At 65.7% G+C, this 15,073-nt stretch carries 13 protein-coding genes; 1 reads left to right on the top strand and 12 read right to left on the bottom strand.

Annotated elements, in window-relative coordinates; all coding sequences use genetic code 11:
- Positions 1 to 46 precede the first annotated feature (46 nt).
- The 5 genes from tpiA to FHX60_RS11625 all read right to left on the bottom strand — a co-directional run bounded on the left by tpiA (position 47) and on the right by FHX60_RS11625 (position 6,330).
- A complete protein-coding gene (gene tpiA, locus FHX60_RS11645; RefSeq protein WP_183283468.1) occupies positions 47 to 790 on the bottom strand; it encodes a triose-phosphate isomerase in 744 nt (247 codons plus the stop codon).
- A gap of 69 nt (positions 791 to 859) precedes the next feature.
- Entirely contained in the window at positions 860 to 1,864 is a 1,005-nt protein-coding gene (locus FHX60_RS11640; protein ID WP_112775289.1) for an NAD(P)H-quinone oxidoreductase, read from the bottom strand.
- A gap of 153 nt (positions 1,865 to 2,017) precedes the next feature.
- A complete protein-coding gene (pnp, locus tag FHX60_RS11635; RefSeq protein WP_112775288.1) occupies positions 2,018 to 4,189 on the bottom strand; it encodes a polyribonucleotide nucleotidyltransferase in 2,172 nt (723 codons plus the stop codon).
- Positions 4,190 to 4,630: 441 nt separating this feature from the next.
- A complete protein-coding gene (rpsO, locus tag FHX60_RS11630; protein WP_010809136.1) occupies positions 4,631 to 4,900 on the bottom strand; it encodes a 30S ribosomal protein S15 in 270 nt (89 codons plus the stop codon).
- A 173-nt stretch (positions 4,901 to 5,073) separates the two neighbouring features.
- Entirely contained in the window at positions 5,074 to 6,330 is a 1,257-nt protein-coding gene (locus tag FHX60_RS11625; protein WP_183283467.1) for a branched-chain amino acid ABC transporter substrate-binding protein, read from the bottom strand.
- 208 nt (positions 6,331 to 6,538) lie between these two features.
- Here FHX60_RS11625 and FHX60_RS11620 point away from each other — a divergent pair, with 208 nt between their 5' ends.
- Positions 6,539 to 7,069, top strand: a complete 531-nt coding sequence (locus FHX60_RS11620; protein ID WP_092314064.1) for a hypothetical protein — start codon at positions 6,539 to 6,541, stop codon at positions 7,067 to 7,069.
- A 112-nt stretch (positions 7,070 to 7,181) separates the two neighbouring features.
- On the opposite strand, the gene FHX60_RS11615 is transcribed toward FHX60_RS11620, so the two are convergent.
- From FHX60_RS11615 to FHX60_RS11585, 7 genes are all read right to left on the bottom strand, one after another.
- On the bottom strand, positions 7,182 to 8,723 hold the full coding sequence (locus FHX60_RS11615; RefSeq protein ID WP_111519555.1) for a 2-isopropylmalate synthase: 1,542 nt from the start codon (positions 8,721 to 8,723) through the stop codon (positions 7,182 to 7,184).
- Positions 8,724 to 9,050: 327 nt separating this feature from the next.
- On the bottom strand, positions 9,051 to 9,554 hold the full coding sequence (gene lysM / locus FHX60_RS11610; protein WP_111519554.1) for a peptidoglycan-binding protein LysM: 504 nt from the start codon (positions 9,552 to 9,554) through the stop codon (positions 9,051 to 9,053).
- 118 nt (positions 9,555 to 9,672) lie between these two features.
- A complete protein-coding gene (pssA, locus tag FHX60_RS11605) occupies positions 9,673 to 10,554 on the bottom strand; it encodes a CDP-diacylglycerol--serine O-phosphatidyltransferase (protein WP_092314070.1) in 882 nt (293 codons plus the stop codon).
- A 25-nt stretch (positions 10,555 to 10,579) separates the two neighbouring features.
- Complete coding sequence (locus FHX60_RS11600) at positions 10,580 to 11,230, bottom strand: phosphatidylserine decarboxylase (protein ID WP_115708761.1); 651 nt, start codon at positions 11,228 to 11,230, stop codon at positions 10,580 to 10,582.
- A gap of 247 nt (positions 11,231 to 11,477) precedes the next feature.
- Positions 11,478 to 12,494 (bottom strand): ketol-acid reductoisomerase, encoded by a 1,017-nt coding sequence (gene ilvC / locus FHX60_RS11595; RefSeq protein WP_012352318.1) that lies wholly within the window; start codon positions 12,492 to 12,494, stop codon positions 11,478 to 11,480.
- A gap of 121 nt (positions 12,495 to 12,615) precedes the next feature.
- Positions 12,616 to 13,107 carry an acetolactate synthase small subunit gene (ilvN, locus tag FHX60_RS11590; RefSeq protein ID WP_012352317.1) on the bottom strand — a complete coding sequence of 164 codons (492 nt, stop codon included), beginning with the start codon at positions 13,105 to 13,107 and terminating at the stop codon, positions 12,616 to 12,618.
- The gene (locus tag FHX60_RS11585; RefSeq protein ID WP_092314076.1) at positions 13,108 to 14,871 is read right to left on the bottom strand and encodes an acetolactate synthase 3 catalytic subunit; all 1,764 of its coding nucleotides are present in this window, start codon (positions 14,869 to 14,871) and stop codon (positions 13,108 to 13,110) included.
- Between the last annotated feature and the right edge of the window lie 202 nt (positions 14,872 to 15,073).

Genomic DNA, 15,073 nt, shown 5'->3' with positions numbered 1-15,073 from the left:
TTAAATAAGCTTACTTGCCTGATCGGTCGATCGGAACGGCCGGCATTCAGGCGTTGCCGATCGCGAGAAAATCTTCCGACTTGAGCGAGGCGCCGCCAATCAGGCCCCCGTCGATATCGGTCATCGAAAACAGTTCGGCCGCATTGTCGGGCTTGACGCTGCCGCCGTACAGGATCGCCATGCGCTCGGCCACGCCTGCATCGCGCGCGGCAACCTGGCCGCGCAGGCAGGCATGCACCGCCTGCGCCTGCGCGCTGGTGGCGGTCTTGCCGGTGCCGATGGCCCACACCGGCTCATAGGCCAGCACCACGCGGCCCAGCTGCTCCACCGTCAGCGCTTCCAGCACCGCCTGCAGCTGCCGGCCGACCACGGCCTCGGTCTCGCCCGCCTCGCGCTGGGCCAGGGTCTCGCCCACGCAAACCACCGGGACGATGCCGAACTCGAGCGCCCGCAACGCCTTGGCCGCGACGGCCTGGTCGCTCTCGCCGTGGTAGGTGCGGCGCTCGGAGTGGCCGACCAGCACGTAGGTGCAGCCGAACTCGCCCAGCATCGACGCTGCCACTTCGCCGGTAAAGGCGCCGCGCGCCTCCGCCGACACGTCTTGTGCACCCCAGGCCACTTTGGAGCCATTCAGCAGCGCCTGGCATTGTGCAAGATAGGGGAACGGCGCGCAGACCGCCAGCGTCGCGCCGGTCACACCAGCGCCAGCCTGGATGGCTTCCAGCAGTGCCGCGTTGGCAGCCAGGCTGCCGTGCATCTTCCAATTGCCGATGACGAGCTTTTGTCTCACGAGGTGCCCCTCCCAAATCAAACCCGCTATTGTAGCGTGTGGCAGGGGCAAGGCGCTACGCCCGCCGATTTACCAGGTCAGCACGATCTTGCCGATATGCTCGCTGGACTCCATCAGCCGGTGCGCTTCGGCCGCCTGCGCGGCCGGGAACACCTGGTGGATCACCGGCTTGATCTTGCCGGCAGCCAGCAGCGGCCACACCTGTTCGTGCAGCGCCGCGGCGATCTTGCCCTTGAACGATGCCGGGCGCGGACGCAGCGTCGAGCCGGTCACGGTGATGCGCCGGCGCAGGATGTCGCCCAGCGGAATCTCGGCCTTGGCGCCGCCCAGCAGCGCGATGATGACGATGCGGCCATCGTCGGCGATGCACTTGAGCTCGCGCGCCAGGTACGGGCCGGCGACCATGTCGAGGATCACGTCGACACCCTTGCCGCCGGTCAGCGCAGCGACTTCGGCGACGAAGTCCTGGGTCTTGTAGTTGATGGCGCGGTCGGCGCCGAGGTCTTCGCAGGCCTTGCACTTTTCGTCGGTGCCGGCGGTGACGAAAACCTTGAAACCCAGCGCCTTGGCTATCTGGATCGCGGTGGTGCCGATGCCGCTGGAGCCGCCCTGGATCAGCAGGGTTTCCTCCTTGCCGCGCGGGCCCTGGCCCAGGTAGCCGCGATCGAACACATTGCTCCACACCGTGAAGAAGGTCTCCGGCAGCGCCGCGGCCTCGATATCGCTCAGGCCCTGCGGCGCGGGCAGGACCTGCGCCAGCGGCGCGGTGCACAGCTGCGCGTAGCCGCCGCCCTGCACCAGCGCGCAGACGCGGTCGCCTGCCTTCAGGCCGAAGCGGTTGTCGGCATGGCCGAGGTCGCCACCCACCACCACGCCGGCCACTTCCAGGCCGGGCAGGTCCGATGCGCCCGGCGGCACCGGGTAGTTGCCGGTGCGCTGGAAGACGTCGGGACGGTTGACGCCGGCGGCAGCCACGCGGATCAGGACTTCGCCCGCGGCCGGCACCGGGTCGGGACGCTCGGTCAGCTGGAGGACTTCGGGGGCGCCGTATTCGCGGATCTCGATGGCTTGCATGCTTGCTGCTCCTTGTCTTCTGTCGGGTCGGTGTGAGCTTGCGCTCGATAGGGTTGCCGGCAGTGTAAACAAAAAAACGGCTGGACATGGTCCAGCCGTTTTCTGGCGGCGCCCCCGTCCCGGAGGCGCCGGCGGGCGCGACTGCCCGTGGTATTACTGCTGTTCCGAACCACCGGCCGGGGCTGCCGGCGCGGCGCTCTCGCCAGCGTTGATCGGGCTGATGCTGCCGCCCTCTTCGGCCAGCGCGGCCTTCAGCGACAGGCGCAGGCGGCCCTTCTCGTCGGCCTGGATCAGCTTGACGCGGACCTGCTGGCCTTCCTTCAGCCAGTCCTTGATGTCCTTGACACGCTCGTTGACGATTTCCGAGATGTGCAGCAGGCCATCCTTGCCCGGCAGGATGTTGACGATGGCACCGAAGTCCAGCAGCTTCAGCACGGTGCCGTTGTAGATCTTGCCCACTTCGGCTTCCGCGGTGATGCCCTCGATGCGGCGCTTGGCTTCGGCCATGCCGTCGGTCGAGGTCGAGGCGATGGTGATGGTGCCGTCTTCCTGGATGTCGATGGTGGTGCCGGTTTCCTTGGTCAGCGCCTGGATGGTCGAACCGCCCTTGCCGATCACTTCGCGGATCTTGTCCGGATGGATCTTCATGGTGATCATGCGCGGTGCGTGCGCCGACAGCTCGGTGCGGGCGTGGCCCATCGCTTCCTGCATGTTCGCCAGGATATGCAGGCGGCCTTCCTTGGCCTGCGCCAGCGCAACCTGCATGATCTCCTTGGTGATGCCCTGGACCTTGATGTCCATCTGCAGCGCGGTGATGCCGTTGTCGGTACCCGCCACCTTGAAGTCCATGTCGCCCAGGTGGTCTTCATCGCCCAGGATGTCGGTCAGCACGGCGAACTTGTTGCCTTCCAGGATCAGGCCCATGGCCACCCCGGCCACGTGCGCCTTGACCGGAACGCCGGCATCCATCAGCGCCAGGCAGCCGCCGCAGACCGAAGCCATCGACGACGAACCGTTGGATTCGGTGATCTCCGAGACCAGGCGGATGGTGTAGGCGAATTCATCGTCCTTCGGCAGCACCGGGATCAGTGCGCGCTTGGCCAGGCGGCCGTGGCCGATTTCGCGGCGCTTGGGGCTGCCCACGCGGCCGGTTTCACCGGTGGCGAACGGGGGCATGTTGTAGTGGAGCATGAAGCGGTCGCGGTACTCGCCGGCCAGCGCGTCGATGATCTGCTCGTCGCTCTTGGTGCCCAGCGTGGCCACCACCAGCGCCTGGGTCTCGCCGCGGGTGAACAGCGCCGAGCCGTGCGCGCGCGGCAGCACCGACGAACGGATCTCGATCGGGCGCACGGTGCGGGTGTCGCGGCCGTCGATGCGCGGCTCGCCGTTCAGGATCTGGCCGCGCACGATCTTGGCTTCCAGGTCGAACATGATGTTGCCAACCTCGACCTTGTCGGCTTCGACGCCGGCTTCGGCCAGCGCGGCAGCCACGTTGGCCGACACTTCCTTCAGCTTCTGGCTGCGCGCCGACTTCTGGCGCAGCTGGTAGGCCTCCTGCAGCAGCGGCAGCGCGACTTCGGTGACCTTGGCGATCAGCGGCTCGTTCTTGGCCGCCGGGGCCCAGTCCCACTCCGGCTTGCCGCCTTCGCGCACCAGTTCATGGATGGCGTTGATGGCGATCTGCATCTGCTCGTGGCCGTAGACCACGGCGCCCAGCATCACGTCTTCCGACAGCTGGTTGGCTTCCGATTCCACCATCAGCACGGCGCGCTCGGTACCGGCAACGATCAGGTCCAGGTCCGACGTGGCGATCTGCGGGCGGGTCGGGTTGAGCAGGTACTGGCCGTCCTTGTAGCCCACGCGTGCGGCGCCCACCGGGCCACTGAACGGGATGCCCGACACGGCCAACGCGGCCGACGCGCCGATCAGCGCGGGGATGTCGGCAGGCACTTCCGGGTTCAGCGACACCACGTGCACCACCACCTGCACTTCGTTGTAGAAGCCTTCCGGGAACAGCGGACGCAGCGGACGGTCGATCAGGCGCGAGGTCAGGGTCTCGTTCTCCGACGGACGGCCTTCACGCTTGAAGAAACCGCCGGGGATCTTGCCGGCGGCGTAGGTCTTCTCGATGTAGTCGACGGTCAGCGGGAAGAAGTCCTGGCCCGGCTTCGGGTTCTTGGCGGCGACCACGGTCGCCAGCACCACGGTGTCTTCCACATCGACCAGCACGGCACCGCCGGCCTGGCGGGCGATTTCTCCGGTTTCCATGCGGACCGTGTGCTGGCCCCACTGGAATTCCTTGACGACCTTGTTGAACATGGACATGTGCATTCCTTGACTTGCGTGCTGGCCGCGCGATCTACGCAATGACACGCGCGCGGCCGGCGACGCCTGCGTTCTCAGCCGCAGGCAAACTGCCGGGTTGCCGGTCGCGGTCGCAGGGAAGTGCTATGCCATTCCAGCGCGGCACCAGCGTTGCCGATGCCGTGCTGGAATGACACAAAGCCCTGTTTCCTTGCCCGATCCGGGGTGTTGAGGAAAAAGAACAACTTACTCCGTTGCGCAGCTTGCCGCAACGGCGCCCGCGCCATGGACATGGCCGGGTAAGGTGAGGCGAAAATCACTTCACTCACACCCTGCACCGCCGGCGCGACGGTTTCGCTGCGCCAGAAATGCAAAATGCCTGCCCAGCAATGCTGAAGCAGGCATCGAGGCCTCACGCGAAACCGTGCAAACCCTGGAATCGCGCTGCCATCGGACGCAACCTTACTTGCGCAGACCCAGCTTTTCGATCAGGGCGCGGTAACGGTCGGCATCGTTGGACTTGAGGTAGTCCAGCAGGCGGCGACGGCGGCTCACCATGCGCAGCAGGCCGCGGCGGCTGTGGTGGTCCTTCATGTTGGCCTTGAAGTGCGGGGTCAGCTCGTTGATGCGGGTGGTCAGCAGGGCCACTTGCACTTCGGGGCTGCCAGTGTCGTTGGCGCCACGTGCGAACTGTTTGATGACTTCGGACTTGTTGATATCGGCGACTGCCATGATGATTTCCTTTCACTTGCGAACGCCACAGCGCGGGATGCGCCGCATGCGTCGTGCCATGTAATGACTGGCTGCTTGCCGCCACCGGGCCAGGGCCAGGCGACGACAGCCGCGGATTATAGCCGAAAAGCCGGCGCAGGAGTACCCGGCGCCCCGCCGCTCAGCCCCACCGCTCAGGGACGCTCCATCCTGCAGGTGGTCGGCAGCGTGGTCTGCGCCGCCTTGAGCTTGCGCACGGTGCGGAAGCCATAGCCCGAGCCCTCGTTGTCGAAGCGCACCGCGCCGCCCTGGCGCTCCATCACCGACACGTACAGCGGCTGCAGCACCTGGTGGTCATCGGTCCGCACCGTGGCTTCGTGGAAGTCGTTGACGTAGCGCATGTGCTCCAGCGCGCGCGCCACCTTGACCGCGTCGGTGGAGCCGGCCTGCGTGATCGCGCGCGCCAGCATCTCGACCATCATCTGCATGCGCAGGTGGACGTAGTCGTCCTTGGGCTCCGGATAGCGCGCGCGGAATTCCTGGTAGAACGCATCGGACGCCGCCCCGCCCACATTGGGATGCCACTCGGCCACCGCCAGCACGCGCCCCACTCCGGCATCGCCCATCGCCGCCGGCGCGCCCAGGCCATTGCCGTAGAAGGTATAGAACTTGGCCCGCAACCCGCCCTCGCGCGCGGCCTTGACCATCAGCGTCAGGTCGTTGCCCCAGTTGCCGGTGATGACCGCGTCCGCGCCGCTGGCCTTGATCTTGGCGATATAGGGCGCGAAGTCCTTGATCTTGCCGATCGGGTGGAATTCGTCGCCGACGATCTGGATATCGGGCCGGCGCGCCGCCAGCATCTCGCGCGCCGAGCGTGCCACCTGGTGGCCGAAGCTGTAGTCCTGGTCGATCAGGTACACGCGGCGCACCGCCTGGTCCTGGCGGATGACCTCGGTCAGTGCCTGCATGCGCATGTCGGCGCTGGCATCGAAGCGGAAATGCCAGAAGCTGCAGTTTTCGTTGGTCAGGCTGGGGTCGACCGCCGAATAGTTCAGGAACAGCACGCGCGCGTCGGGCTGGCGCGCGTTATGGCGGTTGATCGCCGATACCAGCGCCCCCGCCACCGCCGAGCTGTTGCCCTGCAGGACAAACGGGATGCGCTTGTCGGTCAGCGCGCGCAGCTGGATCAGGCTTTCGTCGACATTGCCCTTGCTGTCGAAGGTAACCAGCTCCAGCGGGCGCGCACCGTCGGCGGTCTTCACGCCACCGCGCGCGTTGATGCGCTCGATCGCCAGGCGCAGGTTGCGCGCCACCGCTTCGCCGGCATTGGCGAACGGGCCGGACAGGCCGTCGATCATGCCCAGCCGGATCGGCTCCTGCGCCGATGCGCCCGCCGCTGCCGCCAGCAACAACCCGCCCAGCCATCCCCGCCACCGCGCCGCAACCGTCATTCGTCTCTCTCCTGGAAAGCGCTGGATAGTACGGCAGCGTCCGGTTGCGGGCAAATACCGGCGCGGACCGCATCCGCACCGCCAGTTCAGGGAAGAACCGGCCGGGTTATCGGCAGATCCGCACAAAAGCAGCGTCGGATGCACACACCGCCCGTCGCCGGACTACACTGGCGGTATCCACATTCCATACATCGATCGAGGTCCAGCCATGAAATCCGTCATCGCCAAGGGCGCGCGCCGTCTCGTGCTCGCGCTGGGCGTCGCCATGCTGTCCGCCTGCGCCACGCTGATGCCGGAGCAGGAAGGGAGCCGTCTGGTGGGCCAGCCGCAAGCCGCGGTGCAGGCCATGTTCGGGCCGCCCACCGATGTGTTCCCGCTGCGCGACGGCACCACGCGCTGGATCTACTCGAAGCAGCCGATGGGCCAGTATGCCTATGGCGCCGACTTCGACCGCAACGGCAACCTGACCGCGTTCCGCAACATGCTGTCGACGCCGGAGCTGTACAAGGCGCAGGTCAACACCTGGACCAAGCGCGACGTGGCCGAGCACTTCGGCATGACCCGGCTGCCGGTCAGCTACTACCCGCGCATGCGCAACGAGGTCTGGTCCTACCGCTTCCGCCACGAAGACGTATGGCCGTCGCTGTTCCACTTCTATTTCGACGATGCCGGCGTGCTGCGCCGGACCCAGATCACGCCCGACCCGCTCTACGACCCGGACGAGCGCCGCCCGTTCTGACGCGCCGCCCGTCCACCCATGAAAAAGCCCGCCATCCCCGGGTCGGGAATGGCGGGCCTGGTCCGTACGTTCGGGCCGGGTAGGCCTTCCGCCGCCTGCGCAGGAATCCGGATCAGATCTGCGGGTTGATCTTCTGCACGGCCTTGTCGTGCAGCTTGTTCAGCGCGGCCAGGTAAGCCTTGGCCGAGGCCGCGACGATATCCGGGTCGGTGCCCACGCCGTTGACGATGCGGCCGGCCTTGGACAGGCGCACGGTCACTTCGCCCTGCGCCTCGGTGCCGCCGGTGATGGCGTTCACCGAATACAGCACCATCTCGGCGCCGCTGGCCACGCGCGACTCGATCGCATGCAGGGTGGCATCGACCGGGCCGTTGCCCTCGCCCTCGCCGCTCTGCTCCTGGCCGTCCATGCTGAACACCACGCGCGCATGCGGACGTTCGCCGGTCTCGGAGCGCTGCGACAGCGAGATGAAGCGGAAGTGTTCGTTGGCGTCGTGCTGCGCCTCGTTCGAGACGATGGCGACGATGTCCTCGTCGAAGATCTCGGCCTTCTGGTCGGCCAGCTCCTTGAAGCGCGTGAAGGCGGCGTTGACCTCGCTCTCGCTGTCGAGCTCGATGCCCAGCTCCTGCAGGCGCTGCTTGAAGGCGTTGCGGCCCGACAGCTTGCCCAGCACGATCTTGTTGGCGGTCCAGCCCACGTCTTCGGCGCGCATGATCTCGTAGGTGTCGCGCGCCTTGAGCACGCCATCCTGGTGGATGCCCGAGGCATGCGCGAAGGCGTTGGCGCCGACCACGGCCTTGTTCGGCTGCACCGCGAAGCCGGTGATCTGCGACACCAGCTTGGACGCCGGCACGATCTGCGTGGTGTCGATGCCGAGGTCCAGGTTGAAGTAGTCGCGGCGCGTCTTCACCGCCATCACCACTTCTTCGAGGCTGGTGTTGCCGGCACGTTCGCCGAGGCCGTTGATGGTGCATTCGATCTGGCGCGCGCCGGCCATCTTGACCGCCGCCAGCGAGTTGGCCACAGCCATGCCGAGGTCGTTATGGCAGTGCACCGACCAGACCGCCTTGTCCGAGTTGGGAATGCGTTCGCGCACCGAGCGGATCAGCTCGGCATAGCCTTCCGGCACGGCGTAGCCGACGGTATCGGGCAGGTTGATGGTGGTCGCGCCCTCGGCGATCACGCCTTCGAGCACGCGGCACAGGAAGTCCATGTCGGAGCGGCTGCCGTCTTCCGGCGAGAACTCGATATCGTCGGTGAACTGGCGCGCGAAGCGCACCGCCAGGCGCGCCTGCTGGTAGACCTCGTCCGGCGTCATGCGCAGCTTCTTCTCCATGTGCAGCGCGGAGGTGGCGATGAAGGTGTGGATGCGGAACGAGTTGGCCGGCTTGAGCGCCTCGGCCGCCCGGGCAATGTCCTTGTCGTTGGCGCGGGCCAGCGAGCAGATGGTGGAGTCCTTGACCACCTGCGCGATCGAGCGGATCGCTTCGAAGTCGCCGTTGGAGCTCGCGGCGAAACCGGCCTCGATCACATCGACCTTCAGGCGTTCCAGCTGGCGCGCGATGCGGATCTTTTCCTCGCGCGTCATCGAGGCGCCGGGCGACTGCTCGCCGTCACGCAAGGTGGTGTCGAAAATGATGAGTTTGTCAGACATGGTGTGGAGCTCCTGATTGCTTATCGTGTGCTGTCCCCGGCATGCTGCGTCCGGGGCTTTACCGCCTGTTCCGCGCTCCACGGCTGTGGAATGCAAAACGCCCCGGCGTGCATGGAGCAGGCCGGGGCGTTGGAAAATTCCTTGCGGATTTCGCGCTAAGGGGTAAGTCCGTCCTTAGCGCGTGCGCGTCCCGACCTGATGGCCTAGTAGGCCACCTAGGGTGGTGCGGGCGATTAGGACTTGGCGCGAAATCATGGCTGCGACTATAGCCGACTTGGCGCGCACGCGCAACACAGGGTTTTGCCGCACGCGCCGCCCGCAGAGGCCTCAGCCCTTGGGCGGGATGCGCAGCTTCTGGCCCGGATAGATCTTGTCCGGGTGGCTCAGCATCGGCTTGTTGGCCTCGAAGATCTTGTTGTACTCGGCGCCGTTGCCATAGGCGGCCTGCGCGATCGCCCACAGTGTGTCGCCCTTGACCACGGTGTGCCAGCCAGATTCCGCGGACTCGACGTTGACCGACATCTTGTCCTCGACCTTGTCCACGCCCTCGACATTGCCTGCGCACAGGATGATCTTCTCGCGCGTGGCCTGGTCGGGTGCCACGCCGAACACGGTGACGAGACCCTGCGAGCCGTCGACCTGCACCATCAGCCCGGTAGCGTCCAGCCCCATCTTCCTGATATACGCCTCGATCGCGTCGCCCGCGGCGCGATTGGCGGCATCGACCTTCTCCGCCGATGCATCCGCCGCGGCCGCTGCCTGCGCGGCCTTGGCCTCGCCGGTGCCGAACAGCTTTTCTCCCGCTTCCTTGATGAAGTCGAACATGCCCATGACATCCTCCTGACGGTGGGTGGAAAACACTGCAGAGTGCCACGCCCGGATGGCCGCGGCACGAAAACAATTGTGAATCCCGCAATGCATGAAGGGCGCCTGAGCGCCCTTCTGCGATTTATTCCCGCGGCTTCTTCTCGATCGCCGGCTTGCCATGCATGGCCCGCCAGGCCCACAGCACATAGCCCGAAATCGCGTAGGCCACGAACAGCCCGAACAGCGCCACCGGCGGATCGGTCGAGACCACCACGAACAGCACCAGGACCAGCACCATCATGCCGAACGGCACGCGGTAGCGCACGTCGAGCGCCTTGCCGCTGTAGAACGGCGCATTGGACACCATCGACAGCCCCGCGTACAGCGTGATGCCGAACGCCACCCACGGCATCCACAGCTCCTTGACCGGCAGCTTGTTGTCGATCACCAGCCAGACGAAGCCGGCCACCAGCGCCGCCGCGGCGGGGCTGGGCAGGCCCTGGAAGAAGCGCTTGTCGATCACGCCGATGTTGGCGTTGAAGCGCGCCAGACGCAGTGCCGCGCAGGTGCAGTAGACAAAGGCCGCGATCCAGCCCCACTTGCCCAGATCATGCAGGATCCATTCGTACATCACCAGCGCCGGCGCGACGCCGAACGAGGTCATGTCCGAGAGCGAGTCATACTGCTCGCCGAACGCGCTTTGCGTATTGGTGATGCGCGCCACGCGCCCGTCCATGCCATCGAGCACCATGGCCGCGAAGATGGCGATGGCGGCGGCGTCGAAGCGCATGTTCATCGCCTGCACGATGGCGAAGAAGCCGGCGAACAGCGCCGCGGTGGTGAAGGCGTTGGGCAGCAGGTAGATGCCGCGCCGGCGCGGACGCTGGTAGGCGATGTCGTGGTCGTCGGCGGCTTCGTCGTCGAAGTCGTCGTCGGCGCCGCGCAGCTGGTTGTGGCGGAACGGCCGCAGGTGGGTCACGTTGCCGCTGCTGCTGCGCTTGTTACGTCGATGGAAGGCAACCATCACTGTCCTCCGGTCAGGCCGCCGCTCACTGCACGTCGAGTTCGGCGAGGATGGTCGACGAGGCCGACACCTTCTCGCCGATGGTCACGCGCGGGCGTGCGTCGAGCGGCAGGTACACGTCGACGCGCGAGCCGAAGCGGATAAAGCCGTAGCGCTGGCCGCGCGAGAGGTTGTCGCCGGCCTTGGTGTAGCACAGGATGCGGCGCGCCACCAGGCCCGCCACCTGCACCAGCGTGACCAGCTGGCCGTCGGCCGCGCGCCGGATCAGCACCGCGTTGCGTTCGTTTTCGGTCGAGGCCTTGTCCAAGTCGGCATTGACGAACTTGCCGGGAAAGTATTCGACCTTCTCCACCGCGCCGTCGACCGAGACCCGGTTCGAGTGCACGTTGAAGACGTTCATGAAGACGCTGATCTTCAGCGCCTCGCGCTTGGCGTACGGGTCCATGGCCTTCTCGACCACGACGATGCGGCCGTCGGCCGGGGCCAGCACGGCGTTGGGCTGCGACGGGATCGGACGCGGCGGATCGCGGAAGAACTGCAGCACGAATACCGTGATGATCCACAGCGGCAGCGCCCACCAGAAGCCCGCGCTGGCGTGCACCAGCAGCGAGATGACAAAGGCGCCGGCCAGGAACGGCCAGCCTTCACGGGCGATCAGCGGATGAGGATAGTTCATGCAGTACGTGTTTCGGTGGAGTCAGGCCAAGGCAAGGCGGCCTGGCCGCGGCACGCAGGTGCCGCGCGCCCTGCCGGCCGCCGCGCGAGCAGCATCCGGCACGCCTTGCCCGAAAAGTTCGACAAGGATAACAAAAAGCCGTTCAGGTCCCGGCAATCCCCTTCCGATGATAGAAGGGCAAGGCACGGAACGCTGAACGGCTTCGGCCCGCCGCCGTGCGGCGCGGACCATCAGGCAGCGCTGTGAATCAGTTCTTCGACTGGTCGACCATCTTGTTCTTGGCGATCCACGGCATCATCGCGCGCAGCTTCTCGCCCACCACTTCGATTTCGTGCTCGGCGTTCAGGCGGCGGCGCGAGATCAGGGTCGGGGCGCCGGCCTTGTTCTCGAGCAGGAAGCTCTTGGCGTATTCGCCGGTCTGGATGTCCTTCAGGCACTGCTTCATCGCCTTCTTGGTCTCTTCGGTCACCACGCGCGGGCCGGTGACGTACTCACCATATTCGGCGTTATTGGAGATCGAGTAGTTCATGTTGGCGATGCCGCCTTCGTAGATCAGGTCGACGATCAGCTTCAGCTCGTGCAGGCACTCGAAGTAGGCCATTTCCGGCGCATAGCCGGCTTCCACCAGGGTCTCGAAGCCGGCCTTGATCAGCTCGACGGTACCGCCGCACAGCACGGCCTGCTCGCCGAACAGGTCGGTTTCGGTTTCTTCGCGGAAGTTGGTCTCGATGATGCCGGCACGGCCGCCGCCGTTGGCGGTGGCGTACGACAGGGCGATGTCACGGGCGGCGCCGGACTTGTTCTGGTGCACGGCGATCAGGTGCGGCACGCCGCCACCTTGCGTGTAGGTGGCGCGCACGGTGTGGCCCGGGGCCTTCGGCGCGATCATGATCACGTCGAGGTCGGCGCGCGGGATCACCGCACCGTAGTGCACGTTGAAGCCGTGCGCGAAGGCCAGCGCGGCGCCTTCCTTGATGTTGGCGTGCACTTCGTTCTTGTAGACGTCGGCGATCTGCTCGTCCGGCAGCAGGATCATGACCACGTCGGCGTTCTTGACGGCCTCGGCCACTTCCTTGACCTGCAGGCCGGCGTTGACGGCCTTGTTCCACGACGCACCGCTCTTGCGCAGGCCGACGGTCACGTTGACGCCCGAATCCTTCAGGTTCAGCGCGTGGGCATGGCCCTGCGAGCCGTAGCCGATGATGGTGACGTTCTTGCCCTTGATCAGGGAGAGGTCGGCGTCCTTGTCGTAAAACACTTTCATGATGATTCCTTCAATCTCTGTCTTTTGTATGAGAGGAGCGGCATCCTCGTGCGCATCGTGTGCGCCCGGATCGCGCCGCCCCGGGGATACTGCGTGAAGCCGTTGGCTGAGCCGGAGCCGGTCAGACCTTCAGGATGCGCTCGCCGCGGCCGATGCCCGAGCCGCCGGTACGGACGGTCTCAAGGATGGCGGTGCGGTCGATCGCGTCCAGGAACGCATCGAGCTTGACGCCGTTGCCGGTCAGCTCGATGGTGTAGGTCTTCTCGGTGACATCGATGATGCGGCCGCGGAAGATATCGGCGGTGCGCTTCATTTCCTCGCGCTCCTTGCCCACCGCGCGCACCTTGACGAGCATCAGCTCGCGCTCGATGTGCGCGCCTTCGGTCAGGTCGACCACCTTGACCACTTCCACCAGCCGGTTCAGGTGCTTGGTGATCTGCTCGATCACGTCGTCCGAACCGGTGGTGACGATGGTCATGCGCGACAGCGAGGAGTCCTCGGTCGGCGCCACGGTCAGCGTCTCGATGTTGTAGCCGCGGGCCGAGAACAGGCCCACCACGCGCGACAGCGCACCGGCTTCGTTTTCCAGCAGGACCGAAATGATGTGTCGCATTTACAGGTCCTCCGCGCCGAGCAGCATTTCGGAAATGCCCTTGCCCGCCTGGACCATCGGCCAGACGTTTTCGGTGGGATCGGTCTGGAAATCCAGGAACACGGTACGGTCCTTCAGGCGGAACGCCTCGCGCAGCGCCGGCTCGACGTCCGACGTCTTCTCGACGCGCATGCCGATATGCCCGTAGGCCTCGGCCAGCTTGACGAAATCGGGCAGCGCATCCATGTAGGAATGCGAGTAGCGGTTGTCGTACTCGATCTCCTGCCACTGGCGCACCATGCCGAGGTAGCCATTGTTGAGCGAGCAGATCTTCACCGGGGTGTCGTACTGCAGGCAGGTCGACAGCTCCTGGATGCACATCTGGATCGAGCCCTCGCCGGTGATGGTGACGACTTCCTTCTCCGGGAATGCCTTCTTGATGCCCATCGCATACGGCAGGCCCACGCCCATCGTGCCCAGGCCGCCGGAGTTGATCCAGCGGCGCGGCTCGTTGAACTTGTAGAACTGCGCGGCCCACATCTGGTGCTGGCCGACGTCGGAGCAGATGAAGGCGTCGCCGTGGGTCAGTTCCCAGATCTTTTCCACCACGTACTGCGGCTTGATGATCTCGGAGCTGCGGTCGTACTTCAGGCAGTCGACCGAGCGCCATTGCTCGATCTGCTCCCACCACCTGGCCAGCGCCTCGCGCTTGGGCTTGATGTCGCTGGCCTTGATCTGGGCAATCAGTTCCTGCAGCACGTCCTTGACGTTGCCGACGATGGGGATATCGACCTTGACGCGCTTGGAAATCGACGACGGATCGATGTCGATATGGATGATCTTGCGCGCCTGCGAGGTGAAGTGCGACGGGTTGCCGATCACGCGGTCGTCGAAGCGGGCGCCGATGGCGATCAGCACGTCGCAGTTCTGCATGGCCATGTTGGCTTCATACGTGCCGTGCATGCCGAGCATGCCGACGAACTGCTTGTGGGTGCCGGGGAACGCGCCCAGGCCCATCAGCGTGTTGGTCACCGGGTGGCCGGTCAGCGCCGCCAGCTGGCGCAGCTCGTCGCTGGCATTGGCCAGCACCACGCCGCCGCCGCTGTAGATGTACGGGCGCTCGGCGTTCTGCAGCAGCGCCACGGCCTTGCGGATCTGGCCCGAGTGGCCCTTGTTGACCGGGTTGTACGAGCGCATGTCGATCGACTTGGGGTACTCGTACTTGCAGGCATTGCGCGAGACATCCTTGGGGATGTCCACCACCACCGGGCCGGGACGGCCGGTCGAGGCAATGAAGAACGCCTTCTTGATGGTCGCGGCGAGGTCGCGCACGTCCTTCACCAGGAAGTTGTGCTTGACGATCGGGCGGGTGATGCCGACGGTGTCGCACTCCTGGAAGGCGTCCTGGCCGATGGCGTGGGTCGGCACGTTGCCGGTGATCACCACCATCGGGATCGAGTCGAGGTACGCGGTGGCGATGCCGGTGACGGCATTGGTCACGCCGGGACCGGAGGTCACCAGGGCGACGCCCACCTTGCCCGTTGCGCGTGCGTAGCCATCCGCGGCATGGACCGCGGCCTGCTCGTGGCGCACCAGGATGTGCTCGAACTTGGTTTGCTTGTGGAGCTCGTCGTAGATGTACAGCACTGCGCCGCCGGGGTAGCCCCAGACGTACTCGACGCCTTCTTCGGCAAGTGCGTGAACGAGAATTTCCGCCCCGATCATTTCGGGCGCGGCAGATGAATTGCTGTCGGCGTGGGAGAATTCCGCGCTGGGCATGTTCATTTCAGTCCTTTGCAATTTTCGGCAAAAAATTGTTTGGATGCTCTCTGCCGAACTTGTGGCTCGGGTTCAAGCGGTGCGCGTCTGCATGGAAGACCGCCTCATAAGCGGCCGGATGAGACAACCACTGATGTCGTGTGAACCGTCGATGATACTGCAATGCACCAGCGCGGTCTACGGTTGTTTACGCCGCCGGCATCGGCAA

The organism is Cupriavidus alkaliphilus (genome assembly GCF_014191175.1).
GTDB classification, from domain to species: Bacteria; Pseudomonadota; Gammaproteobacteria; order Burkholderiales; family Burkholderiaceae; genus Cupriavidus; species Cupriavidus alkaliphilus.
This window is presented reverse-complemented; position numbering and strand designations above follow the sequence as displayed.

Bases quoted from the DNA above. Each gene is read 5' to 3' on its own strand.
- FHX60_RS11640 (WP_112775289.1), bottom strand. From the start codon at position 1,864: ATGCAAGCCATCGAGATCCGCGAATACGGCGCCCCCGAAGTCCTCCAG.
- pnp (WP_112775288.1), bottom strand. From the start codon at position 4,189: ATGTCCATGTTCAACAAGGTCGTCAAGGAATTCCAGTGGGGCCAGCAC.
- rpsO (WP_010809136.1), bottom strand. From the start codon at position 4,900: ATGGCAGTCGCCGATATCAACAAGTCCGAAGTCATCAAACAGTTCGCA.
- FHX60_RS11625 (WP_183283467.1), bottom strand. From the start codon at position 6,330: ATGACGGTTGCGGCGCGGTGGCGGGGATGGCTGGGCGGGTTGTTGCTG.
- FHX60_RS11620 (WP_092314064.1), top strand. From the start codon at position 6,539: ATGAAATCCGTCATCGCCAAGGGCGCGCGCCGTCTCGTGCTCGCGCTG.
- FHX60_RS11615 (WP_111519555.1), bottom strand. From the start codon at position 8,723: ATGTCTGACAAACTCATCATTTTCGACACCACCTTGCGTGACGGCGAG.
- lysM (WP_111519554.1), bottom strand. From the start codon at position 9,554: ATGGGCATGTTCGACTTCATCAAGGAAGCGGGAGAAAAGCTGTTCGGC.
- pssA (WP_092314070.1), bottom strand. From the start codon at position 10,554: ATGGTTGCCTTCCATCGACGTAACAAGCGCAGCAGCAGCGGCAACGTG.
- FHX60_RS11600 (WP_115708761.1), bottom strand. From the start codon at position 11,230: ATGAACTATCCTCATCCGCTGATCGCCCGTGAAGGCTGGCCGTTCCTG.
- ilvC (WP_012352318.1), bottom strand. From the start codon at position 12,494: ATGAAAGTGTTTTACGACAAGGACGCCGACCTCTCCCTGATCAAGGGC.
- ilvN (WP_012352317.1), bottom strand. From the start codon at position 13,107: ATGCGACACATCATTTCGGTCCTGCTGGAAAACGAAGCCGGTGCGCTG.
- FHX60_RS11585 (WP_092314076.1), bottom strand. From the start codon at position 14,871: ATGAACATGCCCAGCGCGGAATTCTCCCACGCCGACAGCAATTCATCT.